At 54.1% G+C, this 16086-nt stretch carries 16 protein-coding genes and 1 tRNA gene; 14 read left to right on the top strand and 3 right to left on the bottom strand.

Features of this window, described 5'->3' with window-relative positions:
- Positions 1 to 208 precede the first annotated feature (208 nt).
- From KJI95_RS07820 to KJI95_RS07870, 11 genes are all read left to right on the top strand, one after another.
- A complete protein-coding gene (locus KJI95_RS07820; protein WP_214506619.1) occupies positions 209 to 1441 on the top strand; it encodes an EAL domain-containing response regulator in 1233 nt (410 codons plus the stop codon).
- Between the two features lie 92 nt (positions 1442 to 1533).
- Entirely contained in the window at positions 1534 to 2487 is a 954-nt protein-coding gene (locus KJI95_RS07825; protein ID WP_214506620.1) for a YbgA family protein, read from the top strand.
- Between the two features lie 31 nt (positions 2488 to 2518).
- Complete coding sequence (locus tag KJI95_RS07830; RefSeq protein ID WP_214506621.1) at positions 2519 to 4057, top strand: cryptochrome/photolyase family protein; 1539 nt, start codon at positions 2519 to 2521, stop codon at positions 4055 to 4057.
- A gap of 3 nt (positions 4058 to 4060) precedes the next feature.
- Positions 4061 to 4522, top strand: a complete 462-nt coding sequence (locus KJI95_RS07835) for a nuclear transport factor 2 family protein (RefSeq protein ID WP_214506622.1) — start codon at positions 4061 to 4063, stop codon at positions 4520 to 4522.
- 124 nt (positions 4523 to 4646) lie between these two features.
- Positions 4647 to 5420, top strand: a complete 774-nt coding sequence (locus tag KJI95_RS07840; RefSeq protein WP_214506623.1) for an SDR family NAD(P)-dependent oxidoreductase — start codon at positions 4647 to 4649, stop codon at positions 5418 to 5420.
- A 49-nt stretch (positions 5421 to 5469) separates the two neighbouring features.
- On the top strand, positions 5470 to 6732 hold the full coding sequence (locus KJI95_RS07845) for an NAD(P)/FAD-dependent oxidoreductase (RefSeq protein WP_214506624.1): 1263 nt from the start codon (positions 5470 to 5472) through the stop codon (positions 6730 to 6732).
- Positions 6729 to 7502: a DUF1365 domain-containing protein gene (locus tag KJI95_RS07850; protein ID WP_214506625.1), complete on the top strand. Its 774-nt coding sequence runs from the start codon at positions 6729 to 6731 to the stop codon at positions 7500 to 7502. The genes KJI95_RS07845 and KJI95_RS07850 overlap by 4 nt, the downstream gene beginning before the upstream one ends.
- A 1-nt stretch (position 7503) precedes the next feature.
- Entirely contained in the window at positions 7504 to 8748 is a 1245-nt protein-coding gene (locus KJI95_RS07855) for an SAM-dependent methyltransferase (protein ID WP_214506626.1), read from the top strand.
- A gap of 132 nt (positions 8749 to 8880) precedes the next feature.
- Positions 8881 to 9396 (top strand): DUF2878 domain-containing protein, encoded by a 516-nt coding sequence (locus tag KJI95_RS07860; RefSeq protein WP_214506627.1) that lies wholly within the window; start codon positions 8881 to 8883, stop codon positions 9394 to 9396.
- Complete coding sequence (locus KJI95_RS07865; protein ID WP_214506628.1) at positions 9381 to 9941, top strand: chalcone isomerase family protein; 561 nt, start codon at positions 9381 to 9383, stop codon at positions 9939 to 9941. The genes KJI95_RS07860 and KJI95_RS07865 overlap by 16 nt, the downstream gene beginning before the upstream one ends.
- Positions 9929 to 10453 (top strand): DUF3833 domain-containing protein, encoded by a 525-nt coding sequence (locus KJI95_RS07870; protein WP_214506629.1) that lies wholly within the window; start codon positions 9929 to 9931, stop codon positions 10451 to 10453. The genes KJI95_RS07865 and KJI95_RS07870 overlap by 13 nt, the downstream gene beginning before the upstream one ends.
- A 156-nt stretch (positions 10454 to 10609) precedes the next feature.
- Here KJI95_RS07870 and KJI95_RS07875 read toward each other — a convergent pair whose 3' ends face one another.
- On the bottom strand, positions 10610 to 11350 hold the full coding sequence (locus tag KJI95_RS07875) for a DUF4097 family beta strand repeat-containing protein (RefSeq protein WP_214506630.1): 741 nt from the start codon (positions 11348 to 11350) through the stop codon (positions 10610 to 10612).
- A gap of 729 nt (positions 11351 to 12079) precedes the next feature.
- On the opposite strand from KJI95_RS07875, the gene KJI95_RS07880 reads away from it, so the two are divergent.
- The 3 genes from KJI95_RS07880 to KJI95_RS07890 all read left to right on the top strand — a co-directional run bounded on the left by KJI95_RS07880 (position 12080) and on the right by KJI95_RS07890 (position 13521).
- Positions 12080 to 12418 (top strand): FKBP-type peptidyl-prolyl cis-trans isomerase, encoded by a 339-nt coding sequence (locus KJI95_RS07880; protein ID WP_214506631.1) that lies wholly within the window; start codon positions 12080 to 12082, stop codon positions 12416 to 12418.
- A gap of 149 nt (positions 12419 to 12567) precedes the next feature.
- Entirely contained in the window at positions 12568 to 12891 is a 324-nt protein-coding gene (locus KJI95_RS07885; protein ID WP_214506632.1) for a hypothetical protein, read from the top strand.
- Positions 12892 to 12933: 42 nt separating this feature from the next.
- A complete protein-coding gene (locus KJI95_RS07890) occupies positions 12934 to 13521 on the top strand; it encodes a CBS domain-containing protein (RefSeq protein ID WP_214506633.1) in 588 nt (195 codons plus the stop codon).
- Between the two features lie 160 nt (positions 13522 to 13681).
- Here KJI95_RS07890 and KJI95_RS07895 read toward each other — a convergent pair.
- Positions 13682 to 13758 (bottom strand) — tRNA-Ile (locus tag KJI95_RS07895).
- A gap of 411 nt (positions 13759 to 14169) precedes the next feature.
- Positions 14170 to 16023, bottom strand: a complete 1854-nt coding sequence (rpoD, locus tag KJI95_RS07900) for an RNA polymerase sigma factor RpoD (RefSeq protein WP_214506634.1) — start codon at positions 16021 to 16023, stop codon at positions 14170 to 14172.
- Positions 16024 to 16086: the final 63 nt, after the last annotated feature.

Consider the following 16086-nt stretch of genomic DNA (forward strand, 5'->3'; position numbering starts at 1 on the left):
AGGGGCGCGAAGTATAGCAGATTTTTTGCGCGTCGCCTTATGTTTGTTAATGCCTGCGGCCGGTCTGTGCTGCCTGCTGGTTTGACAGGCTGGGCGGCTGGGCTAGGCTTGAAGTGGAGTGCGCGCCGCCGCGGCGCGCACTGACTCGGATTTCAGGGACGAAACCTTTGCCGGGTTGTAACGGCAAGCCCTGGCTGGAGCTGTAACCATGTCTATCAATGTGCTTATCATCGACGATTCTCTCAGTTATTGCCAATTGTTGGCCCGCTATTTTGCCGAGCTGGACGTGGACCAGGTGGACTATTGCCACAACGGGGTACAGGCGCTGAAAAAGCTGCAGGAGCAGCGCGATCTGTACCAGATCCTGGTGGTGGATTTACACATGCCGGAGATGGACGGTATTGAGTTTTTGGCCCGTCTGGCCCGCCAGGGCTTTCGTGGCGGGGTGATTATCGCCTCTGGCATGGAGAGCCGGATCATCGATGCGGCGTCCCAGGTGGTGATTAACGCACGATTGCGGCTTTTAGGGGCCTTGATGAAACCCGTGTGTCGCACCCAGCTGCAAATCTGTATCGAGCGGCTGCTTATGATGGCGCCGGAGCTTAATGCCAGTCGTTCCTCCATGAGTCTGCAGGCGCTGCGTCACTCAATCATGCATCGCAAGGTCGTCCCCTATTACCAGCCTCAAATCGAAGTGAAGACCGGCAAAATAGAAGGATTCGAAGTGCTTTGCCGTTTGCAGCAGGGCGAGCAGCTGCAATTGATGACGCCGGACACCTTTATTGAGCTTGCCGAAAAAAACAATTTGCTCAATGCAGTGTCGGAGCAGCTCCTTGGTACGGCGCTGCGTGAGTGGGGCAATATCGCATCGCACCCCGACTGCGACGGTGCCCGTATGTCTATCAACCTGTCGCCAAGGCAACTGGGCCAGAGCTACTGGCCAACCAGACTGCTGGATTTCTGTCAGGAGATGGATATAGATATGCAGCGGCTTACGGTGGAAATTACCGAGAATCAGGCGCTTGATAAGCAGTCGCAGCATTCGAGCATCTCCCGGCTCAGGTTGCACCGCTTCGGTGTAGCCATCGATGACTTTGGCACAGGTTACACCAATCTGGCGAGCCTGTGCCGGTTGCCGATTAGTGAGCTTAAGCTTGATATCAGCCTGGTGCGGGGTATCCATTTTGACCCGCTGGCGCAAACCATCCTTAAATCACTGCTGGACATAGGCAGGCACCTTGGGGTGTCGGTTGTTGCCGAGGGCGTTGAAGATCCAAAAGATTTTACGTTCCTTGAAAATATGCCCGACCTGATAGTGCAAGGTTATCTGGTCTGTCGTCCCAAGCCATTTGGCGAGTTAATGCGCTGGCTCAATGCCCGCAGCAAGGTGTGCCGCGACAATCGGGTGGTGCAGCTGAACGCAGCGGGCAAACCCCAATAGCTGTTATCGACTCGGCCCGGAATTTTGTGCTCTGGGCTGATCCATTGCTCTTTCGCTGCGTATTAACTAAAAACGCACCCGGGAGAGTTTACATGCATTCATTCAATCCTCAGCGAATTCAAATAGGTATCAGTTCCTGCCTGCTCGGGCAGCAGGTGCGCTTTGATGGCGGCCACAAAAACTCAGCCTATTGCCAGCAGGAGTTGGCACCCCATTTCGATTTTGTGCCTGTGTGCCCTGAAATGGCCATTGGGCTTGGCGCGCCAAGAAAAAGTATCCGTCAGGTCCGGATTGACGGCGAAATTCGAATTCGCAGCGGCGATGGCAGTGTGGATGTCACCGATGCGCTCAAAGCCTTCAGCGAGAAAAAGACCGCCGAGCTTGGTTTTTTGGGCGGTTATCTTTTGTGCGCCAAGTCGCCTTCCTGTGGCATGGAGCGGGTAACTGTTTACAAAGCAGACGGCAGCGGCGGTTCCAAAGAAGGTATAGGCGTGTTTGCCAGGGCGCTGATGGAGCGATTCCCACACCTGCCGGTGGAGGAAGAAGGCCGGTTGCATGACATGGTGATCCGGGAAAACTTTTTCACCCGGATTTATGCCTACCATGACTGGCACTGCATGCGTCTTGAAGGCCTTACACGTAAACGATTGACTGATTTTCACGCCCGCTACAAGTATTTGCTGATGTCACACAGCCCGGCCATTTATCGTAAGCTCGGGCCGCTGCTCGCCGGTGAAGGCGAACTCGAGGCGGTGGCGGATGCTTATTTTGACGGCTTTATGACGGCACTGGAGCAAAAGGCCAGTCGTCGTAACCACACCAGTACCCTGCAACATATTCAGGGCTATTTTAAAAAGTTCCTCTCCGGCAGTCAGAAGGCTGAGCTCACCGACGCTATTCTTGCCTACCGTCAGGGGCTGACTCCGCTGCTCGTGCCCATCACCCTGATCCGGCACTACCTGCGCGAGCATCCCAACCCCTACATCGCCATGCAGGTTTATCTGGAACCGCACCCGCAGGCGCTGCGTCTAAGATATGCTTACTGATTAACAAGATTCTGATTGTTGGAAGAAAAATATGAACACACTTGTCTGGTTCAGACAGGATTTGCGCACCCTGGATAACCAGGCACTGACGTTGGCCTGCGAAGATGCGAAGGCGCGTGGCGCTAAGCTGTACGGGGTTTTTATCGCAAGCCCCGCTCAGTGGCAAACCCATGATATGGGGCAACGACAGCAGCGTTTTTTACTCGCCAATCTCAATGCCCTCGGGGAGCGGCTTGCTGCGCTTGGGATCCCGCTTGAGCTGATGGTGGTGCCTTGGTTTAACGGCACGGCGGCTGCGCTCAAGGGATTTTGTAAGGCGCGCGGTATTTCGCGGATATTTGCCGGCGCTCAGGTGGAAATTGATGAGCGGCGCCGCGATGCATCCCTGATTGAAAAGGGCTTTCCACTGCATTTGACCGATGAGCATTGCATTTTGCCGCCTGGCAGTGTTGTGACTCAGGGGCAGCGCGCCGGTCAGGGCGGCGCCATGTACCGCGTATTTACTCCCTTTGCCAGACGCTGGCGCGAGATTGCTGCTGCAAGACCGCTGTGGCCCATCCCGAGCCCGGCGGCCGTTGCGCCGGCTCTAAGCTTTGAGCCTTTCCCATTCTGGGGCGACTCTGTCGCAAACAGCCCTGGCGCTGCTTCAAAAAGCCCTGGCGCTGCCGTAAGTGAGAGTGATACGGCTTGTGCTAACCCCAGTGAAGACGGCGCGCTTGCCCTGTGGCCAGCGGGTGAGGACGCAGCCCTTGAAAAGCTCAGGGGCTTTCAGCAAAGGTCACTTGCCCGATACGCCGAGCGGCGGGATTTTCCTGCCATCGACGGCACCAGCAGTCTCTCGCCTTATCTGGCACTTGGGGTGATATCGCCGCGCCAGTGTCTGGCATCCTTGCTTGAAGCCTTTCCGGAGGTGTTTGTCAGCGAATCATCTCCTGCGCGCACCTGGCTTAACGAACTGGTTTGGCGTGAGTTTTATCGCCATTTGCTGGTGGCCTTTCCGTCTTTGTCGATGGCGAAAAACTTTAACCCGCTTGCCGATGCCATTGTCTGGCGCAACGACGAACGCGAATTTGAAGCCTGGAAGGCGGGCCGTACCGGTTATCCGCTGGTGGATGCGGCCATGCGCCAGTTGCAGCAAACGGGCTGGATGCATAACCGGCTGCGAATGGTCGTAGCGAGCTTCTTAACCAAACATTTGCTAATCGATTGGCGTTGGGGCGAGCGTTATTTTCGCGAGCAGCTTATCGATGGCTGCCTTGCCGCCAACAATGGCGGTTGGCAGTGGGCCGCAGGCACCGGCTGCGATGCCCAGCCTTACTTTCGGATTTTTAACCCCATGAGTCAGTCGGAAAAGTTTGATCCCGATGGCCGCTTTATTCGTAAGTACTTGCCAGAAATAGCCCATTGGCCAACCAAGGCTCTGCATCAGGCTTCAGGCACAGGGCAGGTTGCGAACGGGCTTTTTGATAATGGGCTTTCTAAGAATGACAGTTACCCAAGTCCGATAGTCGAGCACAGCCGTGCCAGACTCAGAGCACTTGAAGTAATGACAGTGATGAAAAAGGGCTGACAGATGAGTTCTAACCTGGCTGTAAAGGCGTTATCTGATGGCATATCGGCACCGATTGCGCGGCTGATGCAGCTCTATCAGCACCTCGGGGCTGACAACCTTGATTTGCTCGATGAGGTATACGGCAACGAGGTCGTGTTTATCGACCCTTTGCATCGCATCGAAGGACTTTCTGATTTAAAACGCTATTTCGCCAATATGTACCAAAATATAGGTAGCATAGGGTTTGAGTTTAAGCAGGTTTCAGATAGCGGCACGGATGCGCTGCTGGTTTGGACCATGACCTTTACCCATCCGCGGCTTGCGGGCGGCAAGGCCATTGTCGTCGATGGTGTGAGTCAGATCCGTTATGGCGACAAGGTTATGTATCACCGCGACTTTTTCGATGCGGGCGCCATGCTGTACGAGCACCTGCCCGGTCTTGGTGCGCTGGTGCGCCTCGTGAAACGCAGAGCCGGACTGTAATGAGGCGGTTAGTGATGATCCGGACTGTCATTAGCCGGAATGTCATTAGCCTGTCTGTAATGAGCCGGACTGTATTTAGCCAGAATGCGATGAAGCCGTTTAATCATGTGCCCGGAGAGAGTCAATGAACGCTGATAAGGACATGACCAGCCCACCTGCTGTGCTTATCACAGGCGCAAGCTCAGGGATAGGCCGTGCGCTGGTTGGGCAGTATTTGGCAAACGGGTGGCAGGTGTATGCCTGCGGTCGTGATGAGGGTCGGTTGGATTCGCTGGCGGTGGATTTCAGTGAGCATAGCGCAAAGCTTTGCCGCATTGGGTTTGATGTGAATAGCCGCGATGCGTGCCTTAGGGCTGCTGGCAGTCTTAGTACGCCGATTGACCTTGCAATCTTTAACGCTGGCACCTGCGAATACCTTGACTCGCCGCTTGGCTTTGATGGCGAGTTGTTTGCCAGAGTGATTGAAACAAATCTGATTTCAATTGGTTATTGTCTGGAGGCTTTTTTGCCCAAGCTTGCAGCCGATGGCCGGGTGGCATTGATGGGTTCGAGTGCAGCTCTGTTGCCGCTGCCTCGGGCCGAAGCCTACGGCGCGTCAAAGGCGGCACTCGCTTACCTGGCTGACACCCTGCGGATACATCTGGCAAGCGTGGGGGCGGCCATAAGCGTGAGTTTGATTGAACCCGGGTTTGTGCGTACTCCATTAACCGATAAAAACGATTTTCCGATGCCGGGCCGAATCGAAGTTGATGATGCAGCCCGGCGCATTGCGTCGGCGCTGGATGCGGGGAAAAACCGAATTCAATTCCCCAGGCGGCTGCTGTGGCCGATGAAACTGATGGCGCTGCTGCCAAAGCCCTTGTGGGCGACACTTGCCAAACACAGCGTGAGTCGTTAGAGGCCGCGCTGTTACTCACTGAGAGTCAACCGAGAATACGGGACAAAAAATGAAAAAAATCGCCGTCATTGGCTCAGGGATTTCCGGCCTCACCGCAGCGCATTTGCTGTCAAGTCGCCATGAGGTGACTGTATTTGAGGCAAATGACTACATAGGCGGCCACACCGCCACCGTGGATGTTGAGCTGGGTGGTAAAAGCTATGCCATAGACACCGGCTTTATCGTGTTCAACGACCGCACTTATCCTAATTTTTTGAAGCTGTTGTCCAGGCTCAATGTGAAGCCTATGCCTACTGAGATGAGTTTTTCGGTACATAATCAGGACAGCGGCCTTGAGTACAATGGCCACACGCTCGCCACGTTGTTCGCCCAGAGACGCAATCTGCTGCGCCCGGCGTTCTGGCGTTTTTTGGGTGAAATTGTCCGGTTTAACAAGCTTGGCAAAGCCTGCATCGAGTCAGGCAATTACCCTTGCCAGACCCTTGGTGAATTTCTTGATAAAGAGGGCTTTTCGGCATTCTTTGCAAGGCACTATATCCTGCCGATGGGCGCTGCTATCTGGTCATCAAGCCTTAATGACATGGCGGCATTTGAGCTTAAGTTCTTCCTGCGCTTTTTCCATAACCACGGCCTTTTGAATGTCAGCGACAGACCGCAGTGGTATGTGCTTAAAGGCGGCTCGCGCAGCTACATCCCGGCGCTGATTGCCCCTTTCGCGCCGCGCCTCAGGCTGTCAACACCGGTCACAGCCATCAAACGCCATGCAAACGGTGTCGCCATCGAAGTTAATGGCGAGGACTGGCATGACTTTGATGACGTGGTGCTCGCCTGTCACTCAGATCAGGCGCTTTCACTGCTTGCCGATGCAACAGATGCCGAGCGTGAGGTACTTGGCGCGCTGCCATACCGGATGAACGATGTGGTGCTGCACACCGACACCCGCTTGCTGCCAAAGCGCCGTGCGGCCTGGGCGAGCTGGAACTACCGCCTTGATGAAGATAATCAGCGCCCCGCAGCCGTCACTTACCATATGAACACCCTGCAGCGGCTCTCGCCGGCTGCGCCGGACTTTATGGTGACCCTCAATCAAACCGAGGCCATCGCCAAAGACAAAATCCTGCGCCAGTTCCGTTACGCCCATCCGGTGTTTTCCGAAGCGGCCATGGCTGCCCAGGCGCGCCGCGCCGACATTTGCGGTAAGTCGCATACCCATTTTTCCGGGGCCTATTGGTACAACGGCTTTCATGAAGATGGGGTAAGAAGCGCGCTCGATGTGTGTCAGCGTTTTGGTTTATCGCTGGATAACCTATGAAAAGCGGCATTTTTTTCGGTTACGTCAGTCATCAGCGCTTTGGCGATATTCGCCACAGCTTCAGTTATCCGATGGCGATGATGATGCTTGATTTGGACCAGCTGCCGGCTCTTGGTCGCGTAAGTCGTCTGTTTGGCGTCAAAGCGTTCAGGCCGCTCAGCTTCAATCCCGCCGATTACCTTAAATCGCAGGATAGCGCCAACCTAAGATGCGATGAAGCGGTTGCTGCGCTTAAGCAGCGGGTACTCGACAAAGCGGCAGCACTCGGTGCCAAGGGCGAGTTTGACAAGGTGCTGTTTGCCGGCCAAATCCGCCACTTTGGCTTTTACTTCAGCCCGGTAAATTTTTTCTTTTTGGGTGAAGGCGGCCAGCTGCGCTATTTGCTTGCCGAAGTCAGCAATACTCCCTGGAATGAGCGTCATTGCTATCTGGTTGATTTGGAAGCGGTACGTGAGCAGGGGCAGGTGAGCAATGACAAGGTTTTTCATGTATCGCCTTTTATGACGCTGGATATGAAATACCGCTGGCAGGTCGAGGCGAGCGACGAGCGCTTAAAGCTGGTGATTGCGAATCAGCAAGGCGCCGAGCAGCTTTTCAGGGCCTCCCTGAATCTTCGCGGCGAAGCGTTTGACAAGGCGGGGCTTAAGCGGCTGATGAAGCAATTTCCGCTGCTGACCCTTTATATTCTGTACGGCATTTATCGACAGGCACTGAGCCTGTATCGCAAAGGTGTAACTTTTGTGGCCCATCCCGGGCCGGTGGAGAGATAACATGGACAATACCGCAGTTGCCGGCAAGGCCACTTCATCGACACTGGAATCTTTGGCGCAAAAGGTGCTGTTGAAAGCACTGGATGGGCTGTCAGTGGGCGGGCTTAGATTAATCTATGACGGCGAAACCCGGGTGTTTGGCAGTCATCAGGGGCCGCAGGCTGTGATCCAGGTGAAATCAGCGCGATTTTTCCGTGAGGTCTTGCTCTCTGGCTCCATTGGTGCGGGCGAATCTTACATCGATGGCCATTGGGACAGCCCGGATCTTACTGAAGTGGTGCGGCTTTTTGCGGCCAACCTGCCGCTGCTTGAGCGGCTCGAAAAGCGCTTTGCCTTCGCCTCGGCCATCAGTAACCGTATCAAGCATTTGCTGAGCCGCAACAGCCTTGAGGGTTCAAAGCGCAATATCCTCGCCCATTACGATTTGGGCAACGCGCTGTACGAATGTTTTCTGGATAAGTCGATGCTGTACTCATCGGCCATCTATCCGGATGTTAACGCCAGCCTTGAAGCCGCGCAGCTGCATAAGCTTGATACCATCTGTCAGCGGCTCGATTTACAGCCCGGTATGACACTGCTGGAAATTGGTACCGGTTGGGGTGCGCTTGCCATCCATGCGGCGCGTCATTATGGGGTGACAGTGACAACCACCACTATTTCGGATGCGCAGCACGATTATGCCAAAAAGCGCATTGAGGATGCCGGGCTTTCTGGCAGCATCACTTTGCTTAAAAAGGATTACCGCCTGCTTGAAGGCAAGTTCGATCGTCTGGTGTCCATCGAGATGATTGAAGCCGTGGGTCATGAGTATCTGCCGGGCTTCTTCAGTAAGCTGCAAAGTTTACTTAAAGACGACGGGCTGCTGCTTATTCAGGCCATCACCATTGCCGACCAAAGGTACGAGAGCTACCGAAAAGGCTGTGATTTTATTCAGAAATACATCTTCCCCGGTGGCTGTCTGCCGTCGGTCAGCCGCATGGCAAACCTGATTAGCGAGCGCACCGACTTAGTTATCAGCTCCCTGGATGACATAGGCGAAGACTATGCCCGCACCCTGCGCCACTGGCATGAAAATGTCGACCGCGAGCTGCCGCAAATTCGCGCACTTGGCTACGACGAGCGCTTTATCAGGCTGTGGAAGTTTTATCTCAGTTACTGTGAAGGCGGTTTCTGGGAGCGCGCCACCAGTGCTGTGCATTTGGTGGCGGCCCGCCCCGGTTGGCGCTCGCAAACGGCGCGCAGCTGAGGGTTGGGTCATATATTCAAAGCCTGCCCAAAGGCAAATGTAACGGCTTGTGCAAGCAGTAAAAGTAAAGGGTTAAAAGTAAGGCGCTGAAATCATAGGGCGCAAAGCAAAGTCTGAAGGAGGGCATAGAGCATGATGGGCAAAACCAGCTTTTTGCTTGCCAGCGCGGTGATTTATACCGCCGCATGGTGGCTTGCCGTGCTCTATGGCAAACAAAGCTTGCTGTGGCTGTCGCTGCTGCTGGTGGCGCACTTTGTGTTAAGTCCGAGTCGATTAAGGGATTTCCAGCTTATGCCGCTCGCGCTTGTCGGCATGACCATGGACACCTTGCTGATGTATGCCGGTGTGCTGCACTTCGCCGCTACCCCTGTGTGGCTGATGTTGCTGTGGCTGCATTTTGTGCTCGCACTCGAGCACAGCCTTGCCTGGCTTGGGCGATTGCCGCTGTGGGCGCAGGTGTTTGCCGGGGTATCTGGCGGCGCAGGCAGTTACCTTGCGGGCGCTGAGCTTGGCGCGGTGAGCCTGCCACTTGGCAATCTAATGAGCTTCTTGCTGCTGTCTTGCCTCTGGGGGGCCCTGATTCCGGGTTACTTTTTGCTTCGCCGGCGCATCGCTGGCAACGAGGAGCTTCCATGGCCAAAAAACTGATTGCGGCGCGCACAGGTTCAATCTTGTCTTCGCTTACTATTGCTTTGGCGCTTTTACTGTCAGCGTGCCTGATTACGCCGCGAGCCTTTGCCGCGCCGCTTGATGGCCTGAGCCGGATTGGCAAGGGCAAGATGGACTGGCTCTGGCTTGAGCTGTATCAGGCGAGCCTGTATTCCGCCGATGGCCGCTATGAGGCCGGACGCTTTCCACTCGCGCTCGAAATCCGTTACTCGCGGGATATCAAGGCGTCGGATCTCCTTGATGCCACCGAGGGCGAGTGGCAAAAGCAGGGGCTGGCGCAGGCCGACATCAAGCGGCATCTGGCGCTGCTTAAGTCAGTGTGGGTTAACGTAAAAACCGGAGACACCCTGCTGCTGGTGGCAACTAACAGCAATCAGGGCGAGTTTTTCCATAACGGCCAATCACTTGGTGTGGTTGAGCAGGCAGACATCATGCAGGCCTTTTTGGGCATTTGGCTGAGAAGTGATACCAGCGAGCCCACACTGAGGGCGCAGCTTTTGGGAGAAGCATCATGCGATTGTTAATGCTGCTGTTTACGGCTGCGCTGCTTTGGGGCTGCAGCACAGATATCGAGGATTACCGCGCTACAGCCGGCGGCTTTAAGCTCGAGCAGTTTTTTGTCGGCAAGCTTGATGCCCATGGCATGGTGCAGGACATGAGCGGTAAGGTCACCCGCCGCTTTGTGGTGACTATGCAAGGGCGGCTTGAAGGGCAAACCATTATTCTTGAAGAAGACTTTGTATTTGATGACGGCGAAAAGCAACGTCGGGTATGGCAGCTGGAGCCTAAAGAAAATGGCCGCTGGCTTGGCCGCGCCGACGATATTTTAGGTGTCGCCGAGGGGCAGCTCGAAGGCTTTGCCCTGCGCTGGCGCTACGATATGCGTCTTAAGGTCGATGGCAGCGAGGTCGATGTAGCCTTTGACGACTGGCTTTATCTGATTGATGAAAACACCCTGCTTAACAAGAGTGATATCAATAAGTTTGGCATCACCGTTGGTCAGGTGACTCTGGTTATCCGCAGGCTCAGAGATTAAGGCTTATCAGGTAATTTGTTGTTCAGTTTTTCCGGCATCACAGGCGTTGCTGTTCATTGTTGTTAGGTGATTGTTGATAGGTGATAGTTGATTGTTAAGTGGGTGGGCTGAAACGGTCAGGGCAAGCCCCGAGCCGTTTCAGCGCCGGGAAGGCGGTTACTGCAGGTTTTGCTTACGGTCAGTGCTGCTGAGAATATTGCTGGTGCGGACGTTGCCTGAGCCTGCATCGTGGATAACGAGCTCTGCGGCACCATTTACTTCGATATTGCCTGAGCCGTCGGTCAGTTCAACTTTACCGCCGGCGTTGGTAATGCGGATGTTGCCGGAGCCATCCTGAATTTGCATATCGCCTTTGGCATCGCTCACTTCCAGATCCCCCGAGCCGTCGGTGATATTCAGTTTTCCTTCGATGTTGGCAACGCTCAGATTACCCGAACCATCATCGATACTGACCTTCATGCCGCCATCGAGGCTCAGATTTCCTGAACCATCCTTGATCAGAACATCGCTTTTCAGACCGCGAATATCGATATTGCCTGAGCCATCGACCAGCTCCAGTGCCAGGGTGGTGGGCATTGTCAGGGTTACATGGATCATCGGTGATTTGCCAAAGCTTGATGCCGTGTCTTCAAAGCGGGCGATAAGCACAGCGCTGTCGCCCTGACGCTCGAGGCTGAGTTCAGGTTTGTGATTTTCAGCGTTAACAAGCTCTGCTTCAACTTTGATTTCACTCAGGTTATCGCTTGCTACCAAGGTAAATTCACCGGCGCCGACAGTGGCATTCAGACTGCTGATCCCGCTTACCGGCAGCGACAATTCCTGCTTGTTTTCCAGGGCGTTGGCGAGGTTTGATGACAGGGCCAGTGAGATAGAGAGCAGGGATGAGGCAAGCTTCATGATGAATTCCTTTTGTTGGCTTACTTAACTGATCTGGTTTGTAACTGTATTAGAAGCTTGTTTGCAGCTTGCGTGCCAAGATTTAACATATTGAAAATGTTGGTTAATGTGTTTTAGTGATTTTGCTTGTGTCCGCTTTTGAAACACAAAGTGGCGAAATTGACCGTTTTGTGTTTCAAAACCGGACACTCAGCCATCCAAGACTGTCCGCGCTTATTTATCGAAACTGTCCGTTTTATTCATTGAAACTGTCCGGCTTATTCACGAAATTGTCGGAGCTCTGGCAAAGTGTCCGCTTGTCCTTGGTGAGGCCTTTAAGCCGATGGGCAGGTAGATATTCAAAGTGGGCATTCAGCGGCGAAGCACTTAACTGCGAGCATGCTGAGCACGCTTAGTTGCTTTGAGCTTGCTGTTATTACTGCATGAGCTTACCGGAATGCGCGCACCGGAGTGAACACAGCTGGATGAGCACAGCTGGATGAGCACCGTGTGTGATTGTGCTATTATCCGCCGCCATTGGTTACATACACTTTAGCTGTACCAACCCTTGGTGTCTTTATAGCCTGGCGTCGCCACAGCTTGCCTTTGCAACAGCTTGGCTTTGCAACTAGAGCTAGGCGAGTGCTTAAGCAGAGCCTTGTAAGGGCTTAACCAGTGCCTTTACGGGCTAAACCGTGGCACCTCGCTGGCGCTGCTGGTGGCGGAATGATTTAAAACAGGAAATCCATTATGTCTGAACTCAAAATTGACGACCTTATCATCGGCGATGGTAAAGAGGCGGTCAAAGGCGCACTTATTACCACTCAATACCGCGGCTGGCTTGCCGATGGCACTGAGTTTGATTCGTCCTACGTCAAGGGGCGCGCGTTTCAATGTGTGATTGGCACAGGTCGGGTGATCAAGGGTTGGGATCAGGGCATTGTCGGTATGAAAGTCGGCGGAAAACGCCGCTTGCAGGTGCCAGCTCATCTTGGCTACGGTGAGCGCCAGATTGGCAATATGATCCCGCCCAATTCTGATCTGTTGTTTGAAATTGAACTGCTGGAAGTGCTGACACGCGACGACTAGCCGCTTCTACTCTGGCGGCAGCATAAGCTGAGGCAGCGGGTCCGCCGGTCAAAGATTAAACTTCTTTCATCATTGCGCTAAGCATTGCAAGGTACGAAGCACTTCCTCTAGCATGACAGATGTGACTCAGAATTGATCAGGATCACAGAATGTTGATGAGGCAATGTGTTGTTTGGTTGTTTGCGCTGGCCATCTTGCTCGGGATCCCCGCTGCAGGCGCGCGTGCCGACTTTGCCCATGGTCCGGCGCTGCTGGACAGCCATCACAGCGTCAGCCTGCTGCCATTCTCTGAGCCGTCACTCCACTCGCTGCGTCCGCAGCCCGATAATGATGTTTTACCGCCGCCCAAGGCGCCCAAGCTCACAGCCCTTTACTCGGTAACCACGCTTCAGTTTGGCGATGCCATTCCCCGTGCGCCGTTGAGTCTTTGCCGTGATTTTCCGTCCGGTCAATCTCCACCTTTGTTTGGTTGATTTTTTAAGTACAAATCAATCCATTATCAAAGGAATAATTCTATGAAAACTCTGCATCCTTTTTCGCTGGGCTCACTGCCGCTCTATGCCGCCCATGAGACTTTGACCGAGCAAAGCAGCGCTGTCGCTGCCATGCAGGCTGTTGCCGATCATCATTTATGTGCTTTGCCGGCCGAGATGTCGGTGGCCGACGGTCGTAAACGGCTGCTCTCTGCTCCCGGGATCATCTTTTTGGTGACAGGTGTGTCTGGCCGCTGGGTCGGGCTTGTCGGTGCCAATGAGCTGGCCGCGGACCGTATTTTGTCTATGGTGAGCAAGACGGTAACGCCGTTTTCCCTGACCCTCGCCGATGTGATGTTGCCCCGTGAGCAATTGCAGGCTGTGACCTTAAACGAGCTGCAGTATGCGACTGTGCAGGATGTGCGCCGAACTTTGAGCCAGTCGGGCGATAAGCTTCTTTTGGTGGTGGATGCCGATGACAGGCTGTGCGGCATTATCAGCGGTGATGAAATTGATGCGCGGATTAGCCAGCCGCCCAAGCCAAGGCCTCGCCCAGCGGCCGAGATAGTGCATCAGCTGCACGAGAGCCATAAACTGCACGAGAGCCATAAACTGGCAATGAATCCCTGAGACTAACCTGACAAACGGCAAGGCTCACCGCCGGTGAGCCTGCTTGATTTATGCTGGCGGCGCCTGCGCCGAAATAAGTCGAATAGCGGTAATCTGAGCCAAAACATAAAAGGTAAAAAACAAAAAAGCCCATGATGACATGGGCTTTTTTGTTTGAATTTGGTGGCCCCTCACGGACTTGAACCGTGGACCTAACGATTATGAGTCGTGTGCTCTAACCAACTGAGCTAAGGGGCCTTGATATATCGCCGGGCGAAGCCCTGAGCGGCTTGCAGTATACGAACTTTGCCTTGGCTTGTCACGGGGCAAATGGGTGAAAATTCCAGCTTGTGGTTCAATTGGTTAATGGATAATCAGTGTCCAAATTCCTGTACGCAGGCGTGCGAAGCGCAGGGACTCGATAAGTGCTGCGCCTGTGCTTTGCCTGTCCTGTACTGATGTGTACTGGTGCTGTGCGGAGGCGGTGCCAGTAGTGCTGTGCTGGTTAAGTACTGGAGCGATTGTATGGCTGCGCGAGAGTGGCTGTAACTGCAGATGCCGCGTGAGGCGCTGAAACAACAAAGCCACCCTGAGGTGGCTTTGGCGTCAATCAGCAAACCGGCGCTGGCTTTGCCGCAGAGGCGATCGGCCGTGGCCGCTCAATCCGGATTAATCATCAAGGAATGACTTGAGGATTTCAGAGCGGCTTGGGTGGCGCAGCTTACGCAGTGCCTTGGCTTCAATCTGACGGATACGCTCACGGGTTACGTCGAACTGTTTGCCCACTTCCTCGAGGGTGTGGTCGGTGTTCATGTCGATACCAAAACGCATCCGCAGTACCTTGGCTTCGCGGGCGGTGAGGCCGGCCAGCACTTCGTGAGTCGCCTGCTTGAGGCTCTCTGCAGTGGCGCTGTCCAGTGGCAGCTCGAGGGTGGTGTCCTCGATAAAGTCACCCAGATGCGAATCTTCATCGTCACCGATTGGGGTTTCCATGGAGATAGGCTCTTTGGCGATTTTCAGTACCTTACGGATCTTGTCCTCAGGCATGCCCATACGCTCGGCCAGCTCTTCAGGGGATGGCTCGCGGCCCATTTCCTGCAGCATCTGACGGCTGATACGGTTCAGCTTGTTGATTGTCTCAATCATGTGCACCGGAATACGGATGGTGCGGGCCTGATCCGCGATAGAGCGGGTGATGGCCTGACGGATCCACCAGGTGGCGTAGGTCGAAAACTTGTAACCACGGCGGTATTCAAACTTGTCCACCGCCTTCATCAGGCCGATATTGCCTTCCTGAATGAGGTCAAGGAACTGCAGACCGCGGTTGGTGTATTTCTTGGCGATAGAAATTACCAGACGCAGGTTGGCCTCAACCATTTCTTTCTTGGCGCGGCGAGCCTTGGCTTCACCGATGCTCATGCGGCGGTTGATGTCCTTGATGGACTCAATCGACAAACCGGTTTCCACTTCAATGGCTTCCAGTTTGGCATGGCAACGCAGTACGTCTTCTTCAACCAGCTTGAGCGGTGCAGAGTAGCTGCGACCGGCTTCAACTTCTTTGTTGAACCAGGTCAGATCGGTTTCATGACCGGTGAACAGCTTAACGAAGTTTTTCTTCGGCATGCCGGCTTGTTCAACACACAGCTTCATGATCAGGCGCTCCTGAACACGAACCTTTTCCATCATTTCGCGCATGCTCTTGACCAGACGGTCAAACTGCTTGGGCACCAGACGGAATTCTTTGAAGATTTCACCGAGGTCATACAGGGCCTTGGTGGAATCTGGGTGTGAACGGCCTTTGTCTTCGATAACTTTCAGGGCAAAGGCGTAGGCGGTGCGAAGTGCGGTAAAGCGCTCGCGGGCAACTTCAGGATCCGGGCCTTTTGAGCCGTCGTCATCGTCGCCGCTGCCTTCTTCATCTTCTTCTTCGTCTTCGTCCATATCATCTTCGTCTTCCAGTTCTTCTTCTGAAAGCTCTGAGCCGATATGGGTAGCGGTTGGACCAACGTCTTCCTGGTTAGGATCGACAAAGCCGGAAATGATGTCAGACAGACGAATGCTGTCGGCTTCATACTGGTCGTATTGGTCAAGAATAATCGAAATAGCCTGTGGGTATTCGGCCACAGAGCTCTGAACTGTGTTGATACCTTCCTCAATCCGTTTGGCGATAACGATTTCGCCTTCGCGGGTGAGCAGCTCAACTGTGCCCATTTCACGCATGTACATGCGTACCGGGTCGGTTGTGCGGCCAAGTTCGCTTTCTACTGTGGCAAGCGCAGCAGCAGCTTCTTCGGCGGCATCTTCGTCGGTGTTGTCCTCGGACATCATCATGTCATCGGCATCCGGCGCTTCTTCGAATACGCGGATACCCATGTCATTGATCATTTGGATAATATCTTCGATCTGGTCGGAGTCGACCATATCGGCAGGTAAGTGGTCATTCACTTCTGCATAGGTTAAGTAACCTTGCTCTTTACCTTTGGCGAGCAACAATTTGAGTTGCGACTGCGGAGTATGATCCATAGATATCATCCAATTTGGGTAAGTGTTACAACGATGGTGATCGTGGACCGGCCACAAAACCAC

This window comes from Shewanella jiangmenensis, from assembly GCF_018596335.1.
Classification (GTDB): Bacteria; Pseudomonadota; Gammaproteobacteria; order Enterobacterales; family Shewanellaceae; genus Shewanella; species Shewanella jiangmenensis.